This is a genomic window from Burkholderia sp. PU8-34, assembly GCF_053427725.1.
The window spans coordinates 227,224-248,776 of record NZ_JBSAXC010000002.1 but is presented as its reverse complement, the minus strand read 5'-3'; the positions used below and the strand labels follow the sequence as shown (position 1 = coordinate 248,776).

General features: G+C 70.7%; 23 protein-coding genes. 6 read left to right on the top strand and 17 right to left on the bottom strand.

What is annotated here, in order from left to right:
• Window positions 1–212: 212 nt before the first annotated feature.
• Window positions 213–1,436: a polyhydroxyalkanoate depolymerase gene (gene phaZ, locus ACV22Z_RS05840; protein ID WP_448075375.1), complete on the top strand. Its 1,224-nt coding sequence runs from the start codon at window positions 213–215 to the stop codon at window positions 1,434–1,436.
• 29 nt (window positions 1,437–1,465) lie between these two features.
• Here phaZ and ACV22Z_RS05835 read toward each other — a convergent pair whose 3' ends face one another.
• From ACV22Z_RS05835 to madL, 11 genes are all read right to left on the bottom strand, one after another.
• Entirely contained in the window at window positions 1,466–2,134 is a 669-nt protein-coding gene (locus ACV22Z_RS05835; protein ID WP_448075374.1) for a phosphoribosyltransferase, read from the bottom strand.
• Window positions 2,135–2,360: 226 nt separating this feature from the next.
• Window positions 2,361–2,900, bottom strand: coding sequence for a phospholipase D-like domain-containing protein (locus ACV22Z_RS05830; protein WP_448075373.1), 540 nt, complete (start codon window positions 2,898–2,900; stop codon window positions 2,361–2,363).
• A gap of 114 nt (window positions 2,901–3,014) precedes the next feature.
• Window positions 3,015–3,947, bottom strand: a complete 933-nt coding sequence (gene mdcH / locus ACV22Z_RS05825; protein WP_448075372.1) for a malonate decarboxylase subunit epsilon — start codon at window positions 3,945–3,947, stop codon at window positions 3,015–3,017.
• The gene (gene mdcB, locus ACV22Z_RS05820) at window positions 3,944–4,819 is read right to left on the bottom strand and encodes a triphosphoribosyl-dephospho-CoA synthase MdcB (RefSeq protein WP_448075822.1); all 876 of its coding nucleotides are present in this window, start codon (window positions 4,817–4,819) and stop codon (window positions 3,944–3,946) included. The genes mdcH and mdcB overlap by 4 nt, the downstream gene beginning before the upstream one ends.
• An 11-nt stretch (window positions 4,820–4,830) precedes the next feature.
• Window positions 4,831–5,493 carry a malonate decarboxylase holo-[acyl-carrier-protein] synthase gene (gene mdcG, locus ACV22Z_RS05815; protein WP_448075371.1) on the bottom strand — a complete coding sequence of 221 codons (663 nt, stop codon included), beginning with the start codon at window positions 5,491–5,493 and terminating at the stop codon, window positions 4,831–4,833.
• On the bottom strand, window positions 5,480–6,187 hold the full coding sequence (mdcE, locus tag ACV22Z_RS05810) for a biotin-independent malonate decarboxylase subunit gamma (RefSeq protein WP_448075370.1): 708 nt from the start codon (window positions 6,185–6,187) through the stop codon (window positions 5,480–5,482). The genes mdcG and mdcE overlap by 14 nt, the downstream gene beginning before the upstream one ends.
• The gene (locus tag ACV22Z_RS05805) at window positions 6,174–7,163 is read right to left on the bottom strand and encodes a biotin-independent malonate decarboxylase subunit beta (protein WP_448075369.1); all 990 of its coding nucleotides are present in this window, start codon (window positions 7,161–7,163) and stop codon (window positions 6,174–6,176) included. Before ACV22Z_RS05805 ends, mdcE begins: the two co-directional genes overlap by 14 nt.
• Window positions 7,160–7,477, bottom strand: coding sequence for a malonate decarboxylase acyl carrier protein (gene mdcC / locus ACV22Z_RS05800; RefSeq protein ID WP_448075368.1), 318 nt, complete (start codon window positions 7,475–7,477; stop codon window positions 7,160–7,162). The genes ACV22Z_RS05805 and mdcC overlap by 4 nt, the downstream gene beginning before the upstream one ends.
• 11 nt (window positions 7,478–7,488) lie before the next feature.
• A complete protein-coding gene (gene mdcA / locus ACV22Z_RS05795) occupies window positions 7,489–9,135 on the bottom strand; it encodes a malonate decarboxylase subunit alpha (protein WP_448075367.1) in 1,647 nt (548 codons plus the stop codon).
• A 223-nt stretch (window positions 9,136–9,358) separates the two neighbouring features.
• Window positions 9,359–10,126 carry a malonate transporter subunit MadM gene (gene madM, locus ACV22Z_RS05790; RefSeq protein WP_448075366.1) on the bottom strand — a complete coding sequence of 256 codons (768 nt, stop codon included), beginning with the start codon at window positions 10,124–10,126 and terminating at the stop codon, window positions 9,359–9,361.
• 12 nt (window positions 10,127–10,138) lie between these two features.
• Window positions 10,139–10,534, bottom strand: coding sequence for a malonate transporter subunit MadL (gene madL / locus ACV22Z_RS05785; RefSeq protein ID WP_448075365.1), 396 nt, complete (start codon window positions 10,532–10,534; stop codon window positions 10,139–10,141).
• A gap of 200 nt (window positions 10,535–10,734) precedes the next feature.
• Here madL and ACV22Z_RS05780 point away from each other — a divergent pair, with 200 nt between their 5' ends.
• The gene (locus ACV22Z_RS05780) at window positions 10,735–11,583 is read left to right on the top strand and encodes a LysR substrate-binding domain-containing protein (RefSeq protein ID WP_448075364.1); all 849 of its coding nucleotides are present in this window, start codon (window positions 10,735–10,737) and stop codon (window positions 11,581–11,583) included.
• Window positions 11,584–11,642: 59 nt separating this feature from the next.
• Here ACV22Z_RS05780 and ACV22Z_RS05775 read toward each other — a convergent pair whose 3' ends face one another.
• The 3 genes from ACV22Z_RS05775 to ACV22Z_RS05765 all read right to left on the bottom strand — a co-directional run bounded on the left by ACV22Z_RS05775 (window position 11,643) and on the right by ACV22Z_RS05765 (window position 13,888).
• Window positions 11,643–12,632, bottom strand: coding sequence for a 3-hydroxyacyl-CoA dehydrogenase NAD-binding domain-containing protein (locus ACV22Z_RS05775; protein WP_448075363.1), 990 nt, complete (start codon window positions 12,630–12,632; stop codon window positions 11,643–11,645).
• Between the two features lie 96 nt (window positions 12,633–12,728).
• Window positions 12,729–13,073, bottom strand: coding sequence for a TFIIB-type zinc ribbon-containing protein (locus ACV22Z_RS05770; protein WP_448075362.1), 345 nt, complete (start codon window positions 13,071–13,073; stop codon window positions 12,729–12,731).
• A 56-nt stretch (window positions 13,074–13,129) separates the two neighbouring features.
• Entirely contained in the window at window positions 13,130–13,888 is a 759-nt protein-coding gene (locus tag ACV22Z_RS05765; RefSeq protein WP_448075361.1) for a TerC family protein, read from the bottom strand.
• Between the two features lie 118 nt (window positions 13,889–14,006).
• On the opposite strand from ACV22Z_RS05765, the gene ACV22Z_RS05760 reads away from it, so the two are divergent.
• Both ACV22Z_RS05760 and ACV22Z_RS05755 read left to right on the top strand, forming a co-directional pair.
• Window positions 14,007–14,891, top strand: coding sequence for a LysR family transcriptional regulator (locus tag ACV22Z_RS05760; protein ID WP_448075360.1), 885 nt, complete (start codon window positions 14,007–14,009; stop codon window positions 14,889–14,891).
• 207 nt (window positions 14,892–15,098) lie between these two features.
• Entirely contained in the window at window positions 15,099–16,280 is a 1,182-nt protein-coding gene (locus tag ACV22Z_RS05755) for a DUF2242 domain-containing protein (RefSeq protein WP_448075359.1), read from the top strand.
• Window positions 16,281–16,395: 115 nt separating this feature from the next.
• On the opposite strand, the gene ACV22Z_RS05750 is transcribed toward ACV22Z_RS05755, so the two are convergent.
• Window positions 16,396–17,316 carry a pyridoxal-phosphate dependent enzyme gene (locus ACV22Z_RS05750; protein ID WP_448075358.1) on the bottom strand — a complete coding sequence of 307 codons (921 nt, stop codon included), beginning with the start codon at window positions 17,314–17,316 and terminating at the stop codon, window positions 16,396–16,398.
• A gap of 155 nt (window positions 17,317–17,471) precedes the next feature.
• On the opposite strand from ACV22Z_RS05750, the gene ACV22Z_RS05745 reads away from it, so the two are divergent.
• Window positions 17,472–18,371, top strand: a complete 900-nt coding sequence (locus ACV22Z_RS05745; RefSeq protein ID WP_448075357.1) for a LysR family transcriptional regulator — start codon at window positions 17,472–17,474, stop codon at window positions 18,369–18,371.
• Between the two features lie 40 nt (window positions 18,372–18,411).
• Here the strand turns inward: ACV22Z_RS05745 and ACV22Z_RS05740 are convergent, their stop codons facing one another.
• On the bottom strand, window positions 18,412–18,549 hold the full coding sequence (locus ACV22Z_RS05740; protein ID WP_448075356.1) for a hypothetical protein: 138 nt from the start codon (window positions 18,547–18,549) through the stop codon (window positions 18,412–18,414).
• A 723-nt stretch (window positions 18,550–19,272) separates the two neighbouring features.
• Between ACV22Z_RS05740 and ACV22Z_RS05735 the strand changes: the two genes are divergently transcribed.
• Window positions 19,273–20,178, top strand: coding sequence for a LysR family transcriptional regulator (locus ACV22Z_RS05735; protein WP_448075355.1), 906 nt, complete (start codon window positions 19,273–19,275; stop codon window positions 20,176–20,178).
• 337 nt (window positions 20,179–20,515) lie between these two features.
• On the opposite strand, the gene ACV22Z_RS05730 is transcribed toward ACV22Z_RS05735, so the two are convergent.
• On the bottom strand, window positions 20,516–21,538 hold the full coding sequence (locus ACV22Z_RS05730) for a histone deacetylase family protein (RefSeq protein WP_448075354.1): 1,023 nt from the start codon (window positions 21,536–21,538) through the stop codon (window positions 20,516–20,518).
• Window positions 21,539–21,553 lie beyond the last annotated feature (15 nt).

Genomic DNA, 21,553 nt, shown 5'->3' with positions numbered 1-21,553 from the left:
CCGCTTGAGGGAATGGGACCGACGACTGTAGCAGCGTCAGGCGGACGTGCCTAGAAGGGTCTGTTCATACGAATGAGGGCTTGCGCACGCACGTTGCGGGCCGGCCCGGGGAAATCTCCCGCCACGCCCCTTCCGCGTCAAAAACGCCTCCCCGCCGCACGCCAACAATGACCATAATGCAGATTCGCCCCACCGTCCTCCGAAGGTCCGCCATGTGGTATGCCCTCGTCGAACAGCAGCGGCAATGGCTGCGCGCGTGGCGCGCGACGACCCGGTACGCGCTCGACGCGTGGCCGGCAGCCACGCTGCCGCACGCCGCATCCGCGTGCTATGCGGACCTGTTCGAGCCCCTGCTCGGCCCGACCGCCGAGCCGCCGCCGTTCGCGATCGGGCCGCTCGTCCGCGACGGCCGCAGCGACGAAGTCGCCGAGCAGTGCATCGCCCAAACGCCGTTCTGCGGGCTGCGCCGCTTTTCGCGCCCGCATGCGGAACGCATCGTGCTGCTGTGCGCGCCGCTCGCCGGCCACGCGGCCGTGATGATGCGGGAGACCGTCGAGACGCTGCTCGCCGACGGCGACGTCTGCGTGACCGACTGGGCGAACGCGCGCGACGTACCGCCCGACGCGGGCCGCTTCGGCCTCGACGAATACGTGACGATGCTCGACGGCTTCATCGACCTGCTCGCGCGCGACGGCCGCCCGCTGCACGTCGTCGCCGTCTGCCAGGCGACGTTCCCCGCGCTCGGCGCGCTCGCGCTGCGCGCGCAGCGCGGCCTCGCGCCGCCCGCCAGCGTGACGCTGATCGGCGGCCCGCTCGATGCGCGGCTCAACCCGAGCGCGCTCGGCGTCGCGGCCGCGTCCCATTCGCTCGACTGGTGCCGCCGCCATCTGATCGACGTGGTGCCGGCCAGCTTCGCCGGACGGGGCCGCGCCGTGTTTCCGACCTACCTGCAGCAGGCCGAGATCGCGATCGTCTATCCGCACCGCTATCTGTCGCTGATCGACTGCTACGCGCAGGCAGCGCTGCGGCTCGACGCGGACGACATCGCGCAAGCGCGGCGCGCGCTGCGCGAATACACGGCGCTTCTCGACATGCCGGCCGAATACTTCCTCGACACCGTCGACATCGTGTTCCAGCGCGCGTGCCTTGCAAACCGCACGTGGCGCGTCGCGGGTGTGCCCGTCGATCCGGACGCGCTGGGCGGCACCGCGCTGCTGACCGTCGAAGGCACGCGCGATGCGGTCACAGGCGCCGGGCAGACGCACGCGGCGCATGCGCTCTGCGGCGCGCTCGCGCCGGGCGAACGGCATCGTCTCGACGTTGAAGGCTGCGATCACTACGGGTTGTTTACCGGCGCGCGCTGGAAAGACGACGTGCATCCGGTGCTCGAGACTGTCTTCGCGCAGGCCGAGGCCGGCCGCTCGACGCGGCATTGAACAAGCCTCAGGCGGGCATCAAGCGGGGATCAAGCGGAGGTCGTTTGTCCGTCCTGCGCGCCGCGCGCCGCATCCAGCAGCACGTGCACCTCGTCGTCGCTCGTCTGCTCGAAATGCAGGTAGAACTGGCTGATCCCGAAAAACGACAGCGGGTGCAACACCGCGACGAACGCGTCGGCAAGATCGTCGAACCGGCGCTGCGCGCCGGCCGGCGCGACGGGCGCCGCCGCCACCACGCGCGCCGGGTGGCGCTCGCGCAGCGACTGCAGCGCGACGCGCATCGACGCGCCCGTCGCGATGCCGTCGTCGACGACGATCACCGTGCGCCCTTCGACCGGCACCGGCGGCCGCGCGCCGCGGTACTGCGCCTCGCGGCGCTGAAGTTCGACGGTTTCGCGCGCGATCACGTCGGCGAGCTGCGCGTCCGTCACGCTCATCGACTCGATGACGGAGCGTTGCAGATAGATCGCGCCGCCGGTCGCGATCGCGCCCATCGCGAGTTCAGGGTCGTATGGCACGCCGAGCTTGCGCACGACCAGCACGTCGAGCGGCGCGCGCAGCGCACGCGCCACCGGAAACGCGACCGGCACGCCGCCGCGTGGCAACGCCAGCACGACGATGTCGGTACGCCCCGTGTATTGCTGCAGCGCGTCCGCGAGCTGGCGGCCCGCATCGGCGCGGTCGACGAAACGATCCATCACGCTCGCCCCCTTCCGTTCGCCGGCGTCGCCTCATGCACGCGCGACGGCCACCTGTGCCGCGTTCACGCCGACATTACGTCAATGAGCATGGTGCATGCGATCCGCCATTTCAAGCGGCGCGAATGGTGCGTGATGCAGGTACGTTCTGCCGGTGATGCCCGTGGGATACGATCGGCCACCGGTCGGCACGCGTCACGCATCGCACCCGGCTTCCGGAGCCGCGTCAGAGCCCGCCCGCCTGCCGGTACAGGCGCCAGAACGACTGCGCATAGGATTGCGCGAGTTCGGGCGCACGATGAAACACGTTCACCGTCTCGGCATGCGTCGGAGCGCCTTCGGTCAGCGTCGTCAGCGCGACGCTGTCGTCGACGATCACGAAGCGCGGCGCAGGATCGTCGTGCCGCGTGTCGATCGCGACGTCGATGCCGGCGGATTTCAGATAGCCTGCGCCGCTGTACTTGCCCGCGCGCGCCGACCGGACCAGCACGACACGCACTTCGACCCCGCGCGCGCGCGCATCGCGCAGCGCGCCGGCGACCGCCGGCGGCACATACGCGTAACCGGCCAGCAGCACACGGCGCTGCGCCTGCTGGATCAGGTCGACGGTTGCGTCGGCCGCAGCGTTGTCATACGAAAAATACGCACCGACGGATGCGGCGTCGGACGGAATCCGGGCCGCGTGGGCGGTCGCCGCGCAGCACAGCGCGGTCAAGAGGAAAGCGGTGGAAGCGGGGAAGGCGGCGGGTCTCATGGCGGGCGCCATTGTAGCGACGCCAATTCGCGTGGCAAGCACGCGCTGCGCCGCTGCTGCGCCGGCGCAACAGCCCGCGACGGAAGCACGCCTAAAGCACGCCGTGCCACACCGGCGCGGGCGCGCTCAGCCGGCCGCGACGCGCTCGAGCCAGCTCGTCGCGCCGTCGAGCGAGCGGAAATCGGCGAGGCTGCGCGCCGGCAGCGCCGGATACGCGCGCTGCGCCATCTCCGCGAGCGCGCTGCCGGGGCCGAGCTCGAGAAACGCGGTCGCGCCCGCCTCCACACAGCCCGCAAGACAGGCCGACCATTCGACCGGCTCGGCAATCTGGCGCGCAAGCTTGTCGAGGCCGTCGTCCACGTCGAGCACCGACGCGCCGTCGATGCCCGAGAACAGCCGTGCACCCGGCAACGGCCGCCGCACGCGCACCGCGCGCAGCGACGCACGAAACGCCGGCACGGCCGACGCGAGCCGGACCGTATGCGACGCGATCCGCACGCACACGGGCGCGACCCGCTGGGCACCGTCCCGCGCGGCGTCCGCGGCCACGGCGTCGACGCCGTCGCGCCGGCCAGCGATCACGAACGCGTCGCCGGGGCTCGCAATCGCGATCGCCGCGTCGTGGTCCGCGCACAGCCGCCCCAGGTGGTCACGCGACAGGCCGCGCACGAATGCCATCCCTTCTTCGCCACCGCTCGCGGCATCCATCGCGCGGGCCCGCGCGTCGCAAAGCTCGAGCGCGTCGTGCGGATCGATCAGGCCCGCCACGCTCCACGACGCGACTTCGCCGACGCTGTAGCCCGCGACGCAGCGCCGGCGCGGCCACGCGCGATCGAGCAGCGCCGCGGCCGCGACGGCCTGCAGCGTGCACAGGATCTGCGCCGCGCGGTTCTCGCGCAGCGCGTCCGGCGCGGCGTGCCGCACCCACGTGCGCGGATCCTCGCCGAGCAGCCGGCCTGCATGCGCGAAAAGCGCTTCCGCTTCCGGCACGCTGTCCGTCAGGTGGAACATGTCGGCGCGCTGGCCGCCCTGCCCCGAACACAGGATCGCGAGCGTCATCGCACGGCCTCCTGCCGTTCCAGCGCGTCGACGAACACGCTCATCGCGAGCAGGTCGGCCGCGCCGCCAGGGCTCAGCCGCTGCGCGACGAACGCGCGATGCACGTCGGCCGCGCGGCTGCGCCAGCCGGGTGCCCGCACGCCGCCGCGCGCGACGAACGCGCGCGCGGCGGCCTGCGCGTAATCGAGGCCAGCCTGCCCGCCTCGGTGCAGCAGGTTCGTATCGTCGAGCGCCGCGATCAGCGCGAAGCACGCATCGACGCGCGCCGCTTCGGCATCGCCCGGCACGTCGCGCGCCGCGCGCCGCAGCGCGGGCAGCCCGACGCGATAGACGGTTGCGAAGCCGCCGGCCGCTTCGCCGCGCGCGCCGCCGACGCCGTAGCGGCGGCTCGCGCGCTCGCCGTGGCTGCCGGGCAGCCGCGGCCCGCCGAGAATATCGGCGCCCCAGCGGCGCGCGACGAACGCGCCGAGCGTCAGGTCAGGCGCCACCGCGCCCTGCACGCCGCGCCGGCCCGCGGCCGCGCACAGCAGCCCGAGCCCGAAGATCGCGCCGCGGTGGGTATTGACGCCGCCCGTCGCGGCAAGCATCGCGTGCTCGGCGCGCAGCCCGATCTTGCGCAACGCGGCCATTTCCGCATCGCGCGCGCCCGCGTCGGCCAGCTCCGCGAAATACGGCCGCAGCACGGCGGCGCTGCGCGCGAACGTCGACGCGTCCATGTCCGCGTGACTGCCCGTGTCGACGTGGCTGACGAGGCCGGGCTTCGGATAGGTGTCGATCTCGAGCAGCAGGCTCTGCTCCGCGAGCGCGGCAATGCGTGTCGCATTCAATTGCTGCGCCGCATCCGATCGCGGCGCCGGCAGCGTGCGCAGCATCGCGAGCGCGCTCATCGCCCGGCTCCGGCGAGGAAGGCTGCGGCCGTGCCGAGCGCAACGCCGTCGGCCGTTTTCACGGCGACCTCCGGCAACCCCGCATGCAGCTCGCGCCAGTTGGCGCCGGCGCCGTCGTCGCGCAGCAGTTCGCCGTCGACACGCATCGGTGCACGCGCGTCGATCGCCGCGAGCCCGTCGAGCAGCGTCGCCGCATGTGCGGGGGCCGGCACGGCAAACATCACGTCGAGATCGGATGAATCGGTCAGGTAACGCTCTCCCGTCAACGCCTGCCACGCGAGGCTGCCGAACACGCTGCCCGCGACGCCGCAGCGCGCGCCGAGCGCATCCAGCTCGCGCAACGGCTGCCGCCACGCGGCCGGCGCGGCATCGAGCACCGCGGCGAACGCCGGCGGCGCGCCGACGGACGCGAGCGCATCGGCGTCGACGTTCAACGCGATGCGCCGCTTGCCGGCCGACGGCGGCAGCGGCATTCCGAGCGGCACGCCGGCTTCGCCTGGCAGCGTGCGGCGCACGACGAGCGGCCAGCCGCGCTCCGCCCATCGGCGCGCCGGCGCGTCGGCCGCGAGCGCCGCATCGCGCGCGAACAGCGCCGCCCACCCCGCCGCCGTCAGCGTGACGAGGGTGTGGCGGCGCAGCGGCGCGTCAGCGGACGGCACGCGCGAGCTCATACACGCGCTGCGCGACGTCGGCCGCGACCGGACGGCCGCGCGCCGCGCGCCGGTCAACGCGATCGACCGGCTTGTCGAGCCACTCGGCGACCTGCGCGTCGAGCCCGCGGGCCGGATCGAGCACCGCGTCGACCGCGCCCATCTTCACGAGGTTGTCGAGCCCCGGCGCGAACACCGGCGTCGAGCGCGCCTTCTCCTTCAGCACGTCGAGCGGCAGCTTGGTCACGCGCGACATCGACGGCAGGTCCATCACTTCCGGATCGGCGCCCGGCACCGCGAGCAGCGCGCGCGTCGCAAGCGCGGTCGCGATGAACGCGCCGGCGGCCGTGTGGCCGTACAGCAGGCCGATCGTCCGGTGGCCGGCGAGATCCGCGTGCATCAGGCACTTCGCGAGATGCGACAGGCCTTCGTTCAGGCCCAGCAACTCGTCGCGCTTGCTCATCCGCTGGCTGTCGCTGTCGACCAGCACGAGGATCGGCGTCGCGCCGCCGCGCTCGAGCGTGCCGAGCACATGCGACGCCAGCGTCAGCGCCTCGTCGATGCCGAACGGCAGGCGGTCGGTTACGCCGATCACGTCGACGCGCGTGCCGGCCAGTTCCGCGTGACCGGACAGCAGGCTGCCGTTGCGCGCGATCGCGTGGCCGTGCGGGAACAGCGAGGCGAGGACTTCATCGAGCGTCATGCGAGGGCTCCTGGAGTTGGTCGGCCAGCGCGGCGAACGTGTCGTCGGGCATGCCGGGAATCGCTTCCGGCGCGCTCGCGCCGAGTGCGCGCCACACGTCGCGCGCGTCATCGCACGCACCGAAGCGCACGACACGCGCTTCGAGCCGCGCCTGCTCGGCGCGCAGCATCGCCGCATCGAACGCCGGCGCCGCACCGATCAGCTCGAGCGCAGCTGCACGGAAGGCGTCCGGCGTATCGGCGACATAGCGGTCCGCGCCGCCGATCAGCCGCCGGTGCTTGCCGCCCATCGTGCGCCAGATCAGCGCGCGGTCCTTCGCGTCGAATTCCTCGACGCCGCGATTGGTTTCGATCACTTCGGGGCCGGACACGCTGATGCGCCCCTGCTCCGACACCGCGAGCGCCGAACAGCACGCGGCGAGCAACCCACCGCCGCCGTAGCAGCCCGCGCGCCCGCCGATCAGGCCGACCACCGGCACGCCGGCCGCGCGCGCATCGACGAGCGCACGCATGATCTCGGCGATCGCGAGCTCGCCCGCGTTCGCTTCCTGCAGCCGCACGCCTCCCGTGTCGAACAGGATCAGCACCGGCACCGAACCCAGCTCGCGCGCGGCGCGCAACAGGCCCGTGAGCTTCGCGCCATGCACTTCGCCGAACGCGCCGCCCATGAAGCGGCCTTCCTGCGCGGCGACCAGCACCGGCTTGCCGTCGAGCAGGCCGCGCCCGACGATCATCCCGTCGTCGAATTGCTGCGGCAGGTCGAACAGCGGCAGATGCGGGCTCGTCACGCGCTCGGCCGGCCCGAGGAATTCGGTAAAGCTGCCGGCATCGAGCAGCCCGTCGATGCGCTGCCGCGCGGACGCCTCGTACCAGCTCGACGCGTTCGCGACGAACGCCGGCGCGTCGCGGGTCACGCCGGCCGGGCCGTCTGCCCGTTCGTCGGGCAGCGAATGAATGTGCGTGCGGGGGCTGGTCATGCTGCCTCCCCTTCGATCGCGCGCACGGCCTGCGCGAGCCGCAGCGACACCATGTCGGGCCGCGCGCCGCCGTCGTTGACGGACAGCTTCAGGCCGCCCGGCGCGCGGCGCTCGACGAAATCGGCGAGCACCGCCTGCCAGACCGCGCCGAAGCCGACCGCCGCGGTGCGGATGTCGATCTCGCATTCGTTGCCGGGCAGCACCCGCTCGACGAGCACCTCGAGATTGCCGGACGCGACCACACCGACGAGCGCCGTGGCCAGCTCGCCCTTCGCGCGCGCACGCGCGGTGAAGCGATAGTTCAACTGTTCCATTGCCCTGTTCCTTACCAGTTGCGGAACCGCGCCGGCGGCGCGTACAGCCCGCCCGACCAGTGCACGAGATCCTTGATCGAGCGCGCGGCGAGCCAGCGGCGGTCGGCGTCGAGCGGATCGATGCCGAGATCCTCCGGGCGCCGGATCACGCCGCGCTCGCGCAGCCGCTCGACCATTTTCCGGTCGCGGCCGCGGCCGACTTCCGTATAGCCGGCGACGCCGCGGATCGCGTGCTCGCGCTCGTCCCGGTCGCGGCACAGCAGCAGGTTCGCGATGCCTTCCTCGGTGACGATGTGCGTGACGTCGTCGCCGTACACCATGATCGGCGCGAGATCGAGCTGCAGCTTGTCGGCAAGCTTAAGCGCATCGAGCTTCTCGACGAACATCGGCACGTTCTTGTCGCCGAAGGTCTCGCCGATCTGCACGACGAGCTTGCGGCCGCGCCTGAGCGCCGCCGGCGTGTCGGGGTCGGCTTCCTCGCCGGCCTTCAGCCACGGCTCGCTCGGATGACGCCGGCCGCGCGCGTCGCTGCCCATGTTCGGCGCGCCGCCGAAGCCCGCGATCCGTTCGGCCGTTACCGTCGACGAATGGCCGGACAGGTCGATCTGCAGCGTCGAGCCGATGAACATGTCGCACGCGTAGAGGCCCGCCGTCTGGCAGAACGCGCGGTTCGAGCGCAGCGAGCCGTCGGGGCCCGTGAACCACACGTCGGAGCGCGCGCGAATGTAGTCGTCCATCCCGACTTCGGAACCGAAGCAGTGGATCTGCTCGACCCAGCCCGATTCGATCGCGGGAATCAGCGTCGGATGCGGATTCAGCGCCCAGTGTGTGCAGACCTTGCCCTTCAGGCCGAGCTTCTCGCCGTAGGTCGGCAGCAGCAGCTCGATCGCCGCGGTGTTGAAGCCGATCCCGTGGTTCAGCCGCTTGATCCCGTACGGCTGGTAGATCCCCTTCAACGCGAGCATCGCGGTCAGGATCTGTGTTTCGGTGATCGCGGCCGGGTCGCGCGTGAACAGCGGCTCGACGTAGAACGGCCGGCCGGCCTCGACGACGAAATGCACGCGGTCGCCCGGGATGTCGACGCGCGGCACCTTGTCGACGATGCGGTCGACCTGCGCGATCACGATGCCGTCCTTGAACGCCGTGGCCTCGACGACGGTCGGCGTGTCCTCGGTGTTCGGGCCCGTGTACAGGTTGCCGTCCGCATCGGCGCTGACCGCCGCGATCAGCGCGACGTGCGGCGTGAGGTCGATGAAGTAGCGCGCGAACAGCTCGAGATACGTGTGCACCGCGCCGAGCGCGATCTTGCCGCCGAACAGCAGCTTCGCGATGCGCTGTGATTGCGGACCCGAGTATGCGAAATCGAGGCGCTTCGCGATGCCGCGCTCGAACACGTCGAGGTGCTCGGGCAGCACGACGCCCGACTGCACCATGTGCAGGTCGTGCACCTTCGCGCTGTCGACGTCGGCGAGCGCCACCGCAAGCAGGTCCGCCTGCTTCTGGTTGTCGCCTTCGAGGCAGACCCGGTCGCCGGGCCGCAGCACCGCTTCCAGCAATGCCACGGCGTCGCGCGCATCGACCCGCTTGCCCTGCGCATGGTGCGCGCCGGCCGCGAGGCGTGCATCGCGCGCGAGTCGCGCGTGATTCCATCCCGTCATAGAGTTCTCCCGCTTCGATGGTTCAGCGGCATTCTAAGCCGGGCGCCGCCGCCGATTGATGATGTTGTCCGATGCGACTCAGAGGTCGCCGCGATGGATGCAGTTCGTGCGCGCCAGCGCGCCGGACGTTCCGTCGCCGCCCGGCCGTGCGCGTTCGCGGGTTCGCGGGTTCGCGGGTTCGCCGGTTCGCCGGTTCGCCGGTTCGCCGCACCGATGATCCGGCTCATGCGCCGACCAGCGCGCGCGTCGTGAAGAACAGCACCGACGGCCCGAGCAGGCAGCCGACGCCCGTATGGAACGTCGCGACGAGCGCGCCATACGGCACGAGCCGGCGATCGGTCGCGGCGAGGCCCGCGCTGACGCCGCTCACGGTGCCCGCGAGGCCGCCGAAGATCATCGCGGAACGCGGCGTCTTCAGCCCCATGAAATTGGCGGCGAGCGGCGTGCCGACCATCACGATGATGGCCTTGACGAGCCCCGTCGCGATGCTGAGCGCGATCACGTCCGAGCTCGCGCCGATCGCGGCGCCGGTGACAGGCCCGACGATGTAGGTGACGGCGCCCGCGCCGATCGTCGTCATGCTGACCGCGTCGGTATAGCCGAACGCCCGCGCGACGCACGCGCCGACGATGAACGGCAGCACGGTACCGAGCAGCAGCGACAGCACGCCGACCAGCCCGGCTTTTTTCGCCTCGGCCGGCTGCACTTCGAACGCGGTCGCGACGATCGCGAAATCGCGCAGCATCGCGCCGCCCATCAGGCCGACGCCAGCGAACAGCGGCACGTCGGCAATCCCCTTCTCGCCGCCGGTGAACGCGCCGCCGACGTACGCGAGCGCGAGGCCGATCAGGATCGCGATCGCGGAGCCGTGCACGCGGCCGAACGTCAGCTTGCGCGACATGATCGACGCGATCCACGTGATCAGGCCGACCAACGCGAACGACGCGACGAGGCCGTTATGGGCAACCGTCTTTTCGAGCATCTGCAGCATGGCGGCCTCCCGTCACTGTTCGTCGAATTGCGGCACGCCGGCGAACGCCGTGTCGTCGCGGCCGGTGCGCGCGAGCACCGCGATGCAGCCGGCGCAGAGCACGGCCGCGCCGAGCGCGGCGAGCAGCGCGACCGGCCCGCCCTTCAGCGCGGCGAGCACGTTCTGGTTCGCTGCCATCGCGACCACGACCGGGATGTACATCGCGCCCCAGAACCCGACGCCCGCCTCGGTCTCCTTCGGCAGCCAGCCGCGGCGGTGCAGGGTCAGGCGCAGGCCGATCAGCAGCAGCATCGCGATGCCGACGCCGCCGACGTTGGTCTTCACGCCGATCGCGGTGCCGAGCAGGTCGCCGAGGAACAGTCCGGCCAGATGGCAGAACGCGAGCAATGCGGTTCCGTAGATGATCACGAGTCGTCTCCTGTGCAGTCTCTCCCGGCGGCTCGTCGTGCGAGCGCATTCTCGGGCGGTCGATGGGATGATGCGGTTTCGGGTCCGCGCCCGGATGCCGTAGACTGCCTGCAGCAGCCGCACCAAGGCGTGATCCGATACTAGCGCCGCAAAATCCGGCCATTTATGAAGTTGTCGAAACCGATTCAGTGGGTTTAGCAATGCGTCCGTTACCGCCCGAGCTGCTGCGCAGCTTCGTCGCCGTCGCCCAGTCCGGCAGCTTCACCGCCGCGTCCGAGCGCGTGAGCCTGTCGCAGTCCACCGTCAGCCAGCACATCCGCCGCCTCGAGGAACTGCTCGACCGGCCGCTGTTCGAGCGCGACACGCGCAACGTGCGCCTGTCGCAGCACGGCGACGCGCTGTTCCGCTACGCGGTGCGCATCCTCGAACTGATGGACGAAGCGGTCACGTCAGTGTGCGGCCCGCCGCTGTCGGGCAAGGTGCGGATCGCGATGTCGGAGGATTTCGCGTCGGCCCACCTGACCGCCGCGCTCGCGAGCTTCGTGCAGCGCAACCCGGAAGTCGAGCTGGCGATCGCGACCGGCCTGTCCGGCGACCTGTTCGACGCGCTCGACGAAGGGCGGCACGACCTCGTGTTCGCGAAACGGATCGCGGGCAGCCGGCGCGGCCGCGTGATCCGCCGCGAGCCGCTCTACTGGTGCACCGGCCCCGATTCGCGGATCACCGGCCATGAAGCCGTGCTGCCGCTTGCGCTGCATCCGGAGCCGAGCGTGTCGCGGCGCCGGGTGCTGGAATCGCTCGAGGCAGCCGGCCGGCCATACCGGATCGCGGTGGTGAGCAGCAGCGTCGCGGTGCTGCGCGCGGCCGCCAGCGCGGGGCTCGGGATCAGCGCGTTCGCGGGCTACGTGATCCCCGCCGGGCTCGCGCGGCTCGACGCGGGGCTGCCGGAACTCGGCGAGCTCGAGTACGTGATCGATCGCCCCGCGGCAGCGTCGCGCTCGACGCTTGCGCTCGAGGCGACGCTGATTGCGGCAGCGGCGGATCTGTAGAGCCTGTGAGCCTGTAGACCCCGTAGACCCTGTAGAGACGGCGACGGCGACGCGCGCCGTCAGGGCAGGAAACTGCGCCGCCGCGCGTCGATCAGCTCGACGAGCAGCCGGTCGCGCTCGGCGGCGAGCGACTGCATCGACCGCTCGCCCTGGATCGCGCGGAGTTCGTCGATCAGCTTGCGGTCGACGTCCGGATCGAACGACGGCGCGCCGAGATCGTCCCACCAGCTCGTCATCGGGCCCGACAGATGCTCGAGGAAATGCGCGATCCCGCCCGCGCCGCCGCCGAGGTGATAGGTCAGGCACTGCCCCATCAGCGCCCAGCGCAAGCCAGGCCCCCACGCGACCGCCTTGTCGGCGTCGGCGACGCTCACGACACCTTCGCCGACGAGGTGATACACCTCGCGGAACAGCGCCGCCGCGAGCCGGTTCGCGACGTGCCCCGCCATCTCCTTGTTCAGGACGATCGTCTCCTTGCCGAGCGCGTCGTAGAACGCCTTCACGCGCGCGATCACGCCCGGGGCCGTCGCCGTGCCGCCGACCAGCTCGACGAGCGGAATCAGGTGCGGCGGATTGAACGGATGCGCGATCAGGCAGCGCTCCGGATGCTTCGCGCAGGCGGTCTGGATTTCGGACATCTGGAGGCCCGACGAGCTCGATGCGATCGGCACGCGCGCGGGCAGCATGTCGTCCATCCGGCGATACAGCTCGCGCTTCAGGTCGAGCCGCTCGGGGCCGTTCTCCTGCACGAAATCGACGCCGTCGAGCGCACGCGCGAGATCGGCGTCGAATGCAAGCCGCTGCGTCAGCGCCGCGGCTTCGTCGCCGAGAAGCGGGGCGAGAAACGCCGCGAGCGCGTCGCGCAGCCGCGCGTCAGCCTGCGGCGCAGGGTCGGTCGCGACGACGTCGAATCCCTTTGACAGGTAGAAAGCCGCCCAGCTCGCGCCGATCACGCCGGCGCCGACGATCGCGATACGCCGGATATCCGTGTTCGTGTTCGTGTTCGTGTTCGTGTTCGTGTTCGTGTTTATCTCCGCGTTTGTATTCATTTCGTCTCCGTGGATATCGCGGCGATTGTCGCATCGAACCGCGCGGCGGCGCGTTGACGTGCGTCGCCACGCGCGGGCTTGCACGGGGCGCACGGTTCAATCGAAATCGAAGATGTCGAACACCGACTTCTTGCGGCGGTGCGGCTCGTGCCGGCGATCGTCGTCGTGCGGCCGCCGGTCGCGGCCCCACGCATCGTCGTGGCCGCGATGCGTCGGCGTGTCGCGCTGCAGGGGCGCGTCGTGGCCGCGATGCGCGGACGTGTCGCGCTGCACGGGCGCGTCGTGGCGGCGGGCCGGCGTATCGTCGGCGCTGCGCGCGATCAGCTTGTCGAGCTCGCCGCGATCGAGCCACACGCCGCGGCACTCGGGGCAATAGTCGATCTCGATCGACTGACGTTCGGCAAGCAGCAGGTCGGGCGTCTTGCAGACCGGGCATTTCATGATGCGTCTCCTTTGTGTGACCGGCGCCGGTGAGGAACCGGAATCGTGCTGCGCGTTCAGCGGCCGGATGCATGGGCCACGCGCTTCGCCTTCGCGCGCCGCGCCAGCATGTTCATGCCCTCGACGAACGCCGAGAACGCCATCGCCGCGTAGATGTAGCCCTTCGGCACGTGCGAGCCGAAGCCTTCGGCGATCAGCGTCATGCCGATCACGACGAGGAACGACAGCGCGAGCATCACGACGGTCGGGTTGCGGTCGATGAAGCGCGCGAGCGGCTGCGCGGCGAACAGCATCACGGTCACGGCGGCGATCACCGCGACGAACATGATCGGGATGTGCTCGGTCATGCCGATCGCGGTCACGATGCTGTCGATCGAGAACACGATGTCGAGCATCAGGATCTGGCCGACCGCCGCCCACACCGTCAAGCTGCCCGCGCCGTTCGTCGCGGCGGCGTCGCCGCCGCCGTCGCGCGACACGTGGTGATGGATTTCGGTGGTCGCCTTCCAGACGAGGAACAGGCCGCCCGACAGCAGGATCATGTCGCGCCACGAGAACGCGTGGTCGAACAGCGAGAACACGGGCTCGGTCAGGCGCGCGATCCACGCGACGGTGCCGAGCAGCGCGAGCCGCATCACGAGCGCGAGGCCGATGCCGAGCCGTTGCGTGCGCGCGCGCTGCGCTTCGGGCAGCTTGTTGCTGAGGATCGAGATGAAGATCAGGTTGTCGATGCCGAGCACGACTTCCATCACGGCGAGCGTCAGGAGCGCCGCCCAGACGGCGGGATCGGCGGCAAGCGTCAGCAGGTAGTCCATGAAGTTCCGGAAGTAAGGTGGAAAGCCCGATGATCGCCGCCGCCACGTTTCGGAAAAATCAGCGAGAATCTGATTTTCAGTTCGGTTTTTCCGAAGTCATTTCCGAAGAGACGCATCGATGCTGAATTTCCGACATCTGTTCTACTTCTGGGTCGTCGTGAAGGAAGGCGGCTTCGCGCGCGCGGCCGAGCGGCTCGACATGGCGGTGCAGACGATCAGCGCGCAGGTGCGTGAGCTGGAGAAGGCGCTCGGGCACCAATTGCTGAAGCCGGCCGGGCGTGGCGTCGCGATGACCGACGCGGGCCAGGCCGCATACGCGCGCGCGGAGGAAATCTTCGAGATCGGGCGGCTGATTCCCGACGAGGTGCGCGCGGCCGCGAGCCAGCCGACGGTGCGGCTCGCGGTCGGCCTGTCGGACGGCATCTCGAAGCTGGCCGCCCACGCGATCCTCGCGCCGGTGCTCGGCACGCCCGCGCTCAGGCTGCTGTGCCACGAAGGTGAGCACGACGCGCTGCTCGCCGAACTCGCGCTGCATCATCTCGATCTCGTGCTTGCGGGCCAGGGCGCGCCGTCCAACGCGAACCTGCGCGTGACGAGCGAGCGGCTCGTCGCGTCGCCGGTCGACTGGTACGGGCCCGCGGCGCTCGTCACGCAGGCGGCGCGGCAGCGCTTTCCGCAGAGTCTCGCCGAGCTGCCGCTGCTGCTGCCGACCGCGCATTCGGCGCTGCGCGCGCGCCTCGACCGCTGGCTGGAGTCGGAGCGGATCGTGCCGCGCATCGCGGGCGAATTCGAGGACAGCGCGCTGATGGCGGTATTCGCGGCGCGCGGCCTCGGCGTGTTTCCGTTGAGCGAGCTGGGGGCGAACGACGCGTCGCTGTTGCGGGGCCTGAGGCGGCTCGGGCGGGCCGCCGACGTGACCGAGGAGATCCATGCGATCCGCTCGCGGCGCGGCGAACATCATCCGCTGACGTCGCAACTGCTTGCCGTGGCCCGCGGCGCATGATCGCTCGGGGCCAGTCCCCGCCAGTCCACGCCGATATCGGCGGCTGAAGCGAGCGCGCCATCAAACGAAACTATAATAGCGCCCCGGCCCTGCGAGTTTGCCTCGCGCCCACCGCCGGCCGCGCCCGTGCGCGGCGGCATCGATCCGACCCTCGCGCCATGCGCGCAGCGACGGCGCGGCAGCAGGCCGTGCCTTTTGAAAGACGCCATGCACAACCGATTTCGCCTGTTTTCCGTTTCGTGCGCGCTCGCGGCCATGACCGTGCTGGCGGCGTGCTCGTCGCCGCCCAAGCCGATCTACCAGCAGGAACAGTTCGACGCGACGAGCAGCCCGTACGCCCGCTCGTTCCATGCAAAATCCGACGCAACCTGCGAAGCCGCGCGCCGCGCGCTGCTGAGCCAGGGCTACGTCGCGTCGTCGTCGCGTTCCGATACGGTTGACGGCAGCAAGAACTTCCAGCCGAACAACGACATGCACGTGGTGATCGAATTCCACGTCGTGTGCGCGGACGCGAACGCGGACGGCACGTCGAGCATCGCGTACGTGAACGCGGTGCAGGATCGCTACACGCTGAAGAAGTCGAACACGTCCGCGAGCGTCGGGCTCAGCGTGTTCGGTTCGCTGTCGCTACCGATCGGCTCGAGCGACGACGCGCTCGTCAAGACCGCGAGCGAGACGATTCCGGCCGGCGTGTTCTACGAGCGCTTCTTCAACCTCGTCGACCACTTCCTGAAGATCGATCCGACCCACCGCGACCGCGCGACCGTGAAGGCCGCGGAGAAGGAACCCGTCACGCCGCTGCCCGAGCCCGCGCCGACGCCGCAGGGCGAGCCGATGAAGATGACGACGCCGATCGTGCCGACGCCGCCCGCGCCGCCGGTACCGGCCGCAGCCGCGGCCGCGCCGGTGTCCGCGGCGTCCGCTGTCGCGGTGCCGTCGGCGCGGGCCGCCGTCGTGCCGGCACCGGCATCGGGCGCTGCCGCGATCCCGGTTGCGGCATCGGCGCCGGTTGCGGCCACCGCCTCCACGCCGGCGTCGGGTTCGGTGTCGACGGCCGCGCCGGCGGCAGCGTCGTCGGCTGTGCATGCCACGACACCGTCGACCACGGCGCCCCCCGCTCACGCACCGGCAACGCCGGCCGCCGCCGCACCCGCTTCGGCAGCGGCGCCTGCGTCCGCTCCCGTTCCGGCTCCGGCGGCCGCACCGACCACCGCGCCGGCACCGGCCTCCGCGGCCGCACCTGCGTCCGCCCCCGTTTCGGGGCCGACGGACGTCCCTGCCGCCGCACCCGTGTCAGCCGCCGCGCCTGCGCCCGCCAGCGGATCGGCGACCGCACCGGCAACGACCGCACCGGTAACGACCACGCCGCTCACGACCACACCGGTATGACGGCCCCGGCCGAGCGCCATTTGCGCAATGACACGGAACACCGGGCCTCCCGCGTCGGGCTGCAACCTCTCTCCGTCTCACGGCGCATACGCCACTTCGAACGAAGCGCCCGCCTTCATCGAAGCCGGTCGTGCAGCGCCAGCAGATTCGCAACCGTCGTCGTCACGCCACCGCAGACGATCACCGCGATGCTCGACGCGGCAGCCAGCGCCGGCACCGGCTCGTCGAGCGCGGCCAGCGCGGCGCCGCACGCGGGCTCCACGACGATCCGGTGCTCGTCGAGAAACCGCAGCGATGCCGCCACCGCCGCCGCGTCGGACACGACGACGGTGTGGATCGCATGCCGCGTCGCCCACTCGACGGCCGCATCGCACGGACGCTTCGCGCCGAGCGACGTGGCAACGCTCGTGATCTCCGGCAACACGACGGGCCGCCCCTGCGCGACCGAACGCGCGTAACTGTCCGCGCCCGCCGTCTCCACCGCGACGACCGGCACGTCGGCCCAGCCGTTGCGCACGAGGCCTTCCAGCACGCCGCACAACAGGCCGCCGCCGCCGACCGCTACCACGATCGCGCCGGGCTTCGGCCCGGCCGCCGCCATTTCGTCGATCATCGTCGCGTGCCCGTGCCACAGCACCGGATCGTCGAACGGATGCACGAACGCGTCATCCGGACCGGCGATCGACTGCGCGTACGCATTCGCTTCAGCCCACGACGCGCCGTGCACGACCAGTTCGGCGCCCTCGACGCGGATCAGGTCCCGGGCGCGCGCGGACGTGCTGTCCGGTACGACGACGACGACCGGCACGCCAAGTTCGCGTCCGCACCACGCGACCGCGATGCCCGCGTTGCCGCCCGACGACGACACGAAGCGACGCGCGCCGGCCGCGCGCCGCGCTTCGCACACCGCGCCGACACCGCGCAACTTGAACGAACCGGACGGCTGCATCGCCTCGAGCTTGAGCAGCACGTCTTTGCCGAGCCGGCGGGAGACGGCCGGCGAGCGGATATAGGGAGTCTGGATGTGGAGCGGCATGGGACGAAGCGTGAAGGATTGGACGACCGCCCGCGGCTCGCGCGGGCCGGCAATGAAGGCATTCATCGTACGCCGCGCCCGTCATGCCTTCCAATACCATCGGATGCCGGCTGCTATGCTTGTCAGGTATATCCACTGGACAGGAATGGCCCCGCATGCGTCAGGTCGAATTGCGTCATCTGCGTTACTTCGTGGCGGTTGCCGAGGCGGGCAGCGTGATGGCGGGCGCGCGAGCGGTCGGGATCGTCCAGCCCGCGCTGTCCCGGCAGATCCGCGAACTCGAGGACGCAATCGGCACCCCGCTGCTGATCCGCCGCGCAACCGGGGTCGAACTCACGGCAGCCGGCGCGAGCTTCCTGCGGGATGCGACGCGCCTGCTTGCGGACCTGCGCGACAGCCGCGAACGCGCACTGCGCAGCGCGGCGGGCGAACTCGGCGAGCTGCGTCTCGGCGTGCTGCCGAACTACCTGCCGCTTCCCGTCGTGTCGAACGTCCTCAAGGCGTTCCGGGATGCCTGTCCGCACGTGAAGCCGTCGATCGCGCCGCTGCTGTCGGCCGAGCAGGCGGCGGCCATGGCGCGCGGCCAGCTCGACGGCGGCATCATGGCGTGGCGCCAGGATGAAGCGCCGCACCTGTCGGGCGTGCGGCTGCTGCGCGACCGGTTCGTGCTCGCGATGCCCGCGGCGCCGGGCAGCCGCGTGCACGCCCCCCGTTCGCTCGCCGCGCTCGCGAACGAACCGTTCGTCTGGTTCGATCCGCAGCGCTCCGCCGCGCACCATCGATTCCTGACCGAACAATGCCGGCGCGCCGGTTTCACGCCGCGCATCGCCCAGGTCGGCAGCGACATCCCGACGCTGATCGGGCTCGTCGCGGCCGGCATGGGCTGCGCGTTCGTGCCGGAAAGCGCGGCGCCGTCCTGTCCGCCCACGGTGCGGCTCGCCGCGCTCGATGCGCTGGCCGACCGTTTCGACGTCGAGTTCGTGTACGACGGCAACGCTGCCGCGCCGGTCGTGCGGCAGTTTCTCGCCGCGCTGCGCACAGCCGGCCATCCGTGATGCGTGCGGACGCACGACGGTGTGACGACGGCCGGCGCCGTCAACTGAGGAACATCATCATCAGATGCCGCAGCAAATCGGGGATCTCCTGCACGACATACCGGAGATCCACCCCCGACACGTAGAGCAGCACCGACAGCGGGCCTAGCCACAATAGCGCAACGACCAACTCCCTCATTCTCGTTCTCCCGACGGCGAGGCGACGCCACCCCCGACATTGCGTCACCGCCGAACCTGCCCCGAATGATGGATTCGTTCTGTTCGATCGCGGCAGCCGCAAGTGCGGCACCGCCACGCCAAGCCGCGCGGGTCCCGGTTTCGAGAGCGCCTGCAGTCGCAAGCGCTGCCGGATACAGACGCAGACGCGCGAAATCCGCATACGCCACCGCATGCGTTGCTCAAGACCGTTTCACCCAACTTGTTCGTAGCAGATTTCGTGCCATTGGCCCGGGGGCCAGCATCGACGCGCCTGATCCACCGCGCCCGCCGGGTGCAGCGCAGCGGCGTGCGGCCGATCGGTTTCCTGCCTGAAACAAACGGCCACAAACGGGCCGCTCGTAGCGCGAAAGCACGCCATCCGGCGGGACTCCGCCGCGTCGGAACACACGGAATCACCCACGATCTCCCCCGTCCCGGCGGGCGTTCCTGACAAACCTGACATCGAGTGCGCGCCACGACGACGCGTCCCGCGAACGCCGCAAGCTTTCAAAAACGTTTCACGAACGAAACGCAAGCGATTCCATGGCGATCGGCCGCTGCCCGGCCGACGCCGTACGCCATGCTTCGCGTTGAGCGCCGCGCCAGTAGCGGGCCGACGTCGGTCCGACCGGCGCCGGCCACGATGTCACGCGATCCGGCGCGATAATACGCGCCAGCACAGCACCGAAAGCGAGGCGCATCGATGGATCGGCTGGCAACAATGGAAACCTACGTGAGCGTGGTGGAAGCCGGATCGTTCTCGGCGGCGGCGAAACGGCTCGACCTCGGCCAGCCCGCGGTATCGAAGTCGATCGCACAGCTCGAGGCGTGGCTGGGCACGCGCCTGCTGCTGCGCACGACCCGCGGCATCACGACGACCGACGCGGGCCAGCGCTTCTACGAGCACGCCAAACGCGCGATCGACGAAGCGCTCGAGGCCGAACAGTCGGTGCGGGATGCGTCGGCGAGCCTGTCGGGACGTCTGCGCGTATCGGCAGCGGTCACATTCGCGCGGCTGCACGTCCTTCCCGCACTGAAGGCCTTCATGGCGCAACACCCCGCGCTCGACGTCGACGTGCTGCTCGACGACCGCAACATCGACCTGCTCGAGGAGGGCATCGACGTCGCGCTGCGGATGGGCGCGCTCGACGACAGCGCGACGATGACCGCGCGCCGCATCGCGCAAAGCCCGCGCCGCGTCGTCGGCACGCCTGCGTATTTCGACGCCGCCGGCCGGCCGCGGTCGCCCGCCGATCTGAGCCGGCACCAGGCGATCGTCTATTCGGTGCGCGGCGGCGGCGACGCGTGGTCGTTCGAGCGCAACGGCAGCACGGTCTCGGTCGCGGTGTCGGGCAGGCTGCGCGTCAGCGCCGCGGAAGGCATGCGGACCGCCGTGCTGAATCACATGGGCGTCGCGGTCGCGTCCGAATGGATGTTCGCGCCGGAGCTGGCCGACGGCACGGTCGAGGCCGTGCTGGCCGACTGGCGGCTGCCGGCCGTCGACCTGTGGGCCGTGTTCCCGTCCGGCCGGCTCGTGACGTCGAAGGCGCGCGCGTTCGTCGCGTTCGTCGAGCAGGCGCTCGGCACGGAGCCGCCCCGCACGGGCTGACGCGCAGCGGCTTGCCGGGCGTTCGGTGCCCGCCCCCAGTCGGCGCCAGCGTGCCGCCCGCCCCACCCGCGGCAGGCGGGCGGCAGGCTTGCCTTCGTTCACCTTACGATGACAGGGTCATCCCGCCGGCGCGACCAGTCGATTTAAATAGACGCCAAAAACGGCCCTTTAACGCCGTTTGAAACCGTAACGACTCGAAATATACTGCGCGCGCATCCAACCCTCGTGCCAAAGAGCGGGTGCATTCGCGCCTCGGTCACGGTCCTCCTGTGACCGAGGCTTTTTTGTCCGCGCACATCCTGGAACGCGCTTCGGCCTGCGTTCAACTTCGGATCAGTCAACGCACGCTGCCGAACCCGCCGAAGAACGCGCGCGCATTCGCGTCGAGACTCTCGAGGTGATACCCGCCCTCCTGCACGATCACCGTCGGCAGCCCGAGCGCGCCGATCGCGTCGCCGAGCCGGCCGAATCCGTCGGTCGTGACCGCGACCTGCGATTGCGGATCGTCCTTGTAGATGTCGAAGCCGAGTGCGAGCACGAGCGCATCGGGCTGGAACCGCGCGAGTGCGTGCAGCGCGTCGTCGAGCCGCTCGAAGAACGCCGCTTCCGGCGCGCCGTGCGGCATCGGCAGGTTGAGGTTGAAGCCGTCGCCCGCGCCGGCGCCCGTCTCTTCCTCGAAACCCGCGACGGCCGGATAGAAGTTGGTCGGATCGCCGTGGATCGACACGTACAGCACGTCGTCGCGGCCGTAGAAGATTTCCTGCACGCCCTGGCCGTGGTGCATGTCGGTATCGAGGATCGCGACCCGCCGATGCCGGCCGCGCAGCGCCTGCGCGGCGATCGCCGCATTGTTCAGGTAGCAGAAGCCGCCCGCCGCGTCGCGCCGCGCATGGTGACCGGGCGGGCGGCACAGCGCATACGCGGCGCGCTCGCCGCCGTTGACGTCCGTCGCGGCTGCGAGCGCGCTTTGCGCCGACCAGTACGCAGCCCGCCACGTATTCGCGCCGACCGGACAGCTCCCGTCGGCCAGATAGCGTGCCGCCTTCGCGAGCACGCCACGCAGCGGATTCGGATCGCGCACGTAGATGTTCGACATCACTTCGTCGCCCCAGTCGTCGGGCATCCGTTTCCAGTCGCGGTGCGCCTCCTCGAGAAAGCGCAGGTAGTTCATGTCGTGCACGGCCGCGATCGGCGCCGTGCCGTGGTCGGCCGGTTCGCGCACGTCGAAGTCGAGCGAGCGGGCCGCCGCGACGAGACGCGCGGCGCGCTCGGGCACCTCCTGCGGCGCGCGCATCTGGCCGCGCGACAGGTAGGTACGCGGATGATGCAGCAGCTGTTCGGGGTGGAAGTAGGTTTTCATGTGTCGTCCTCGGTC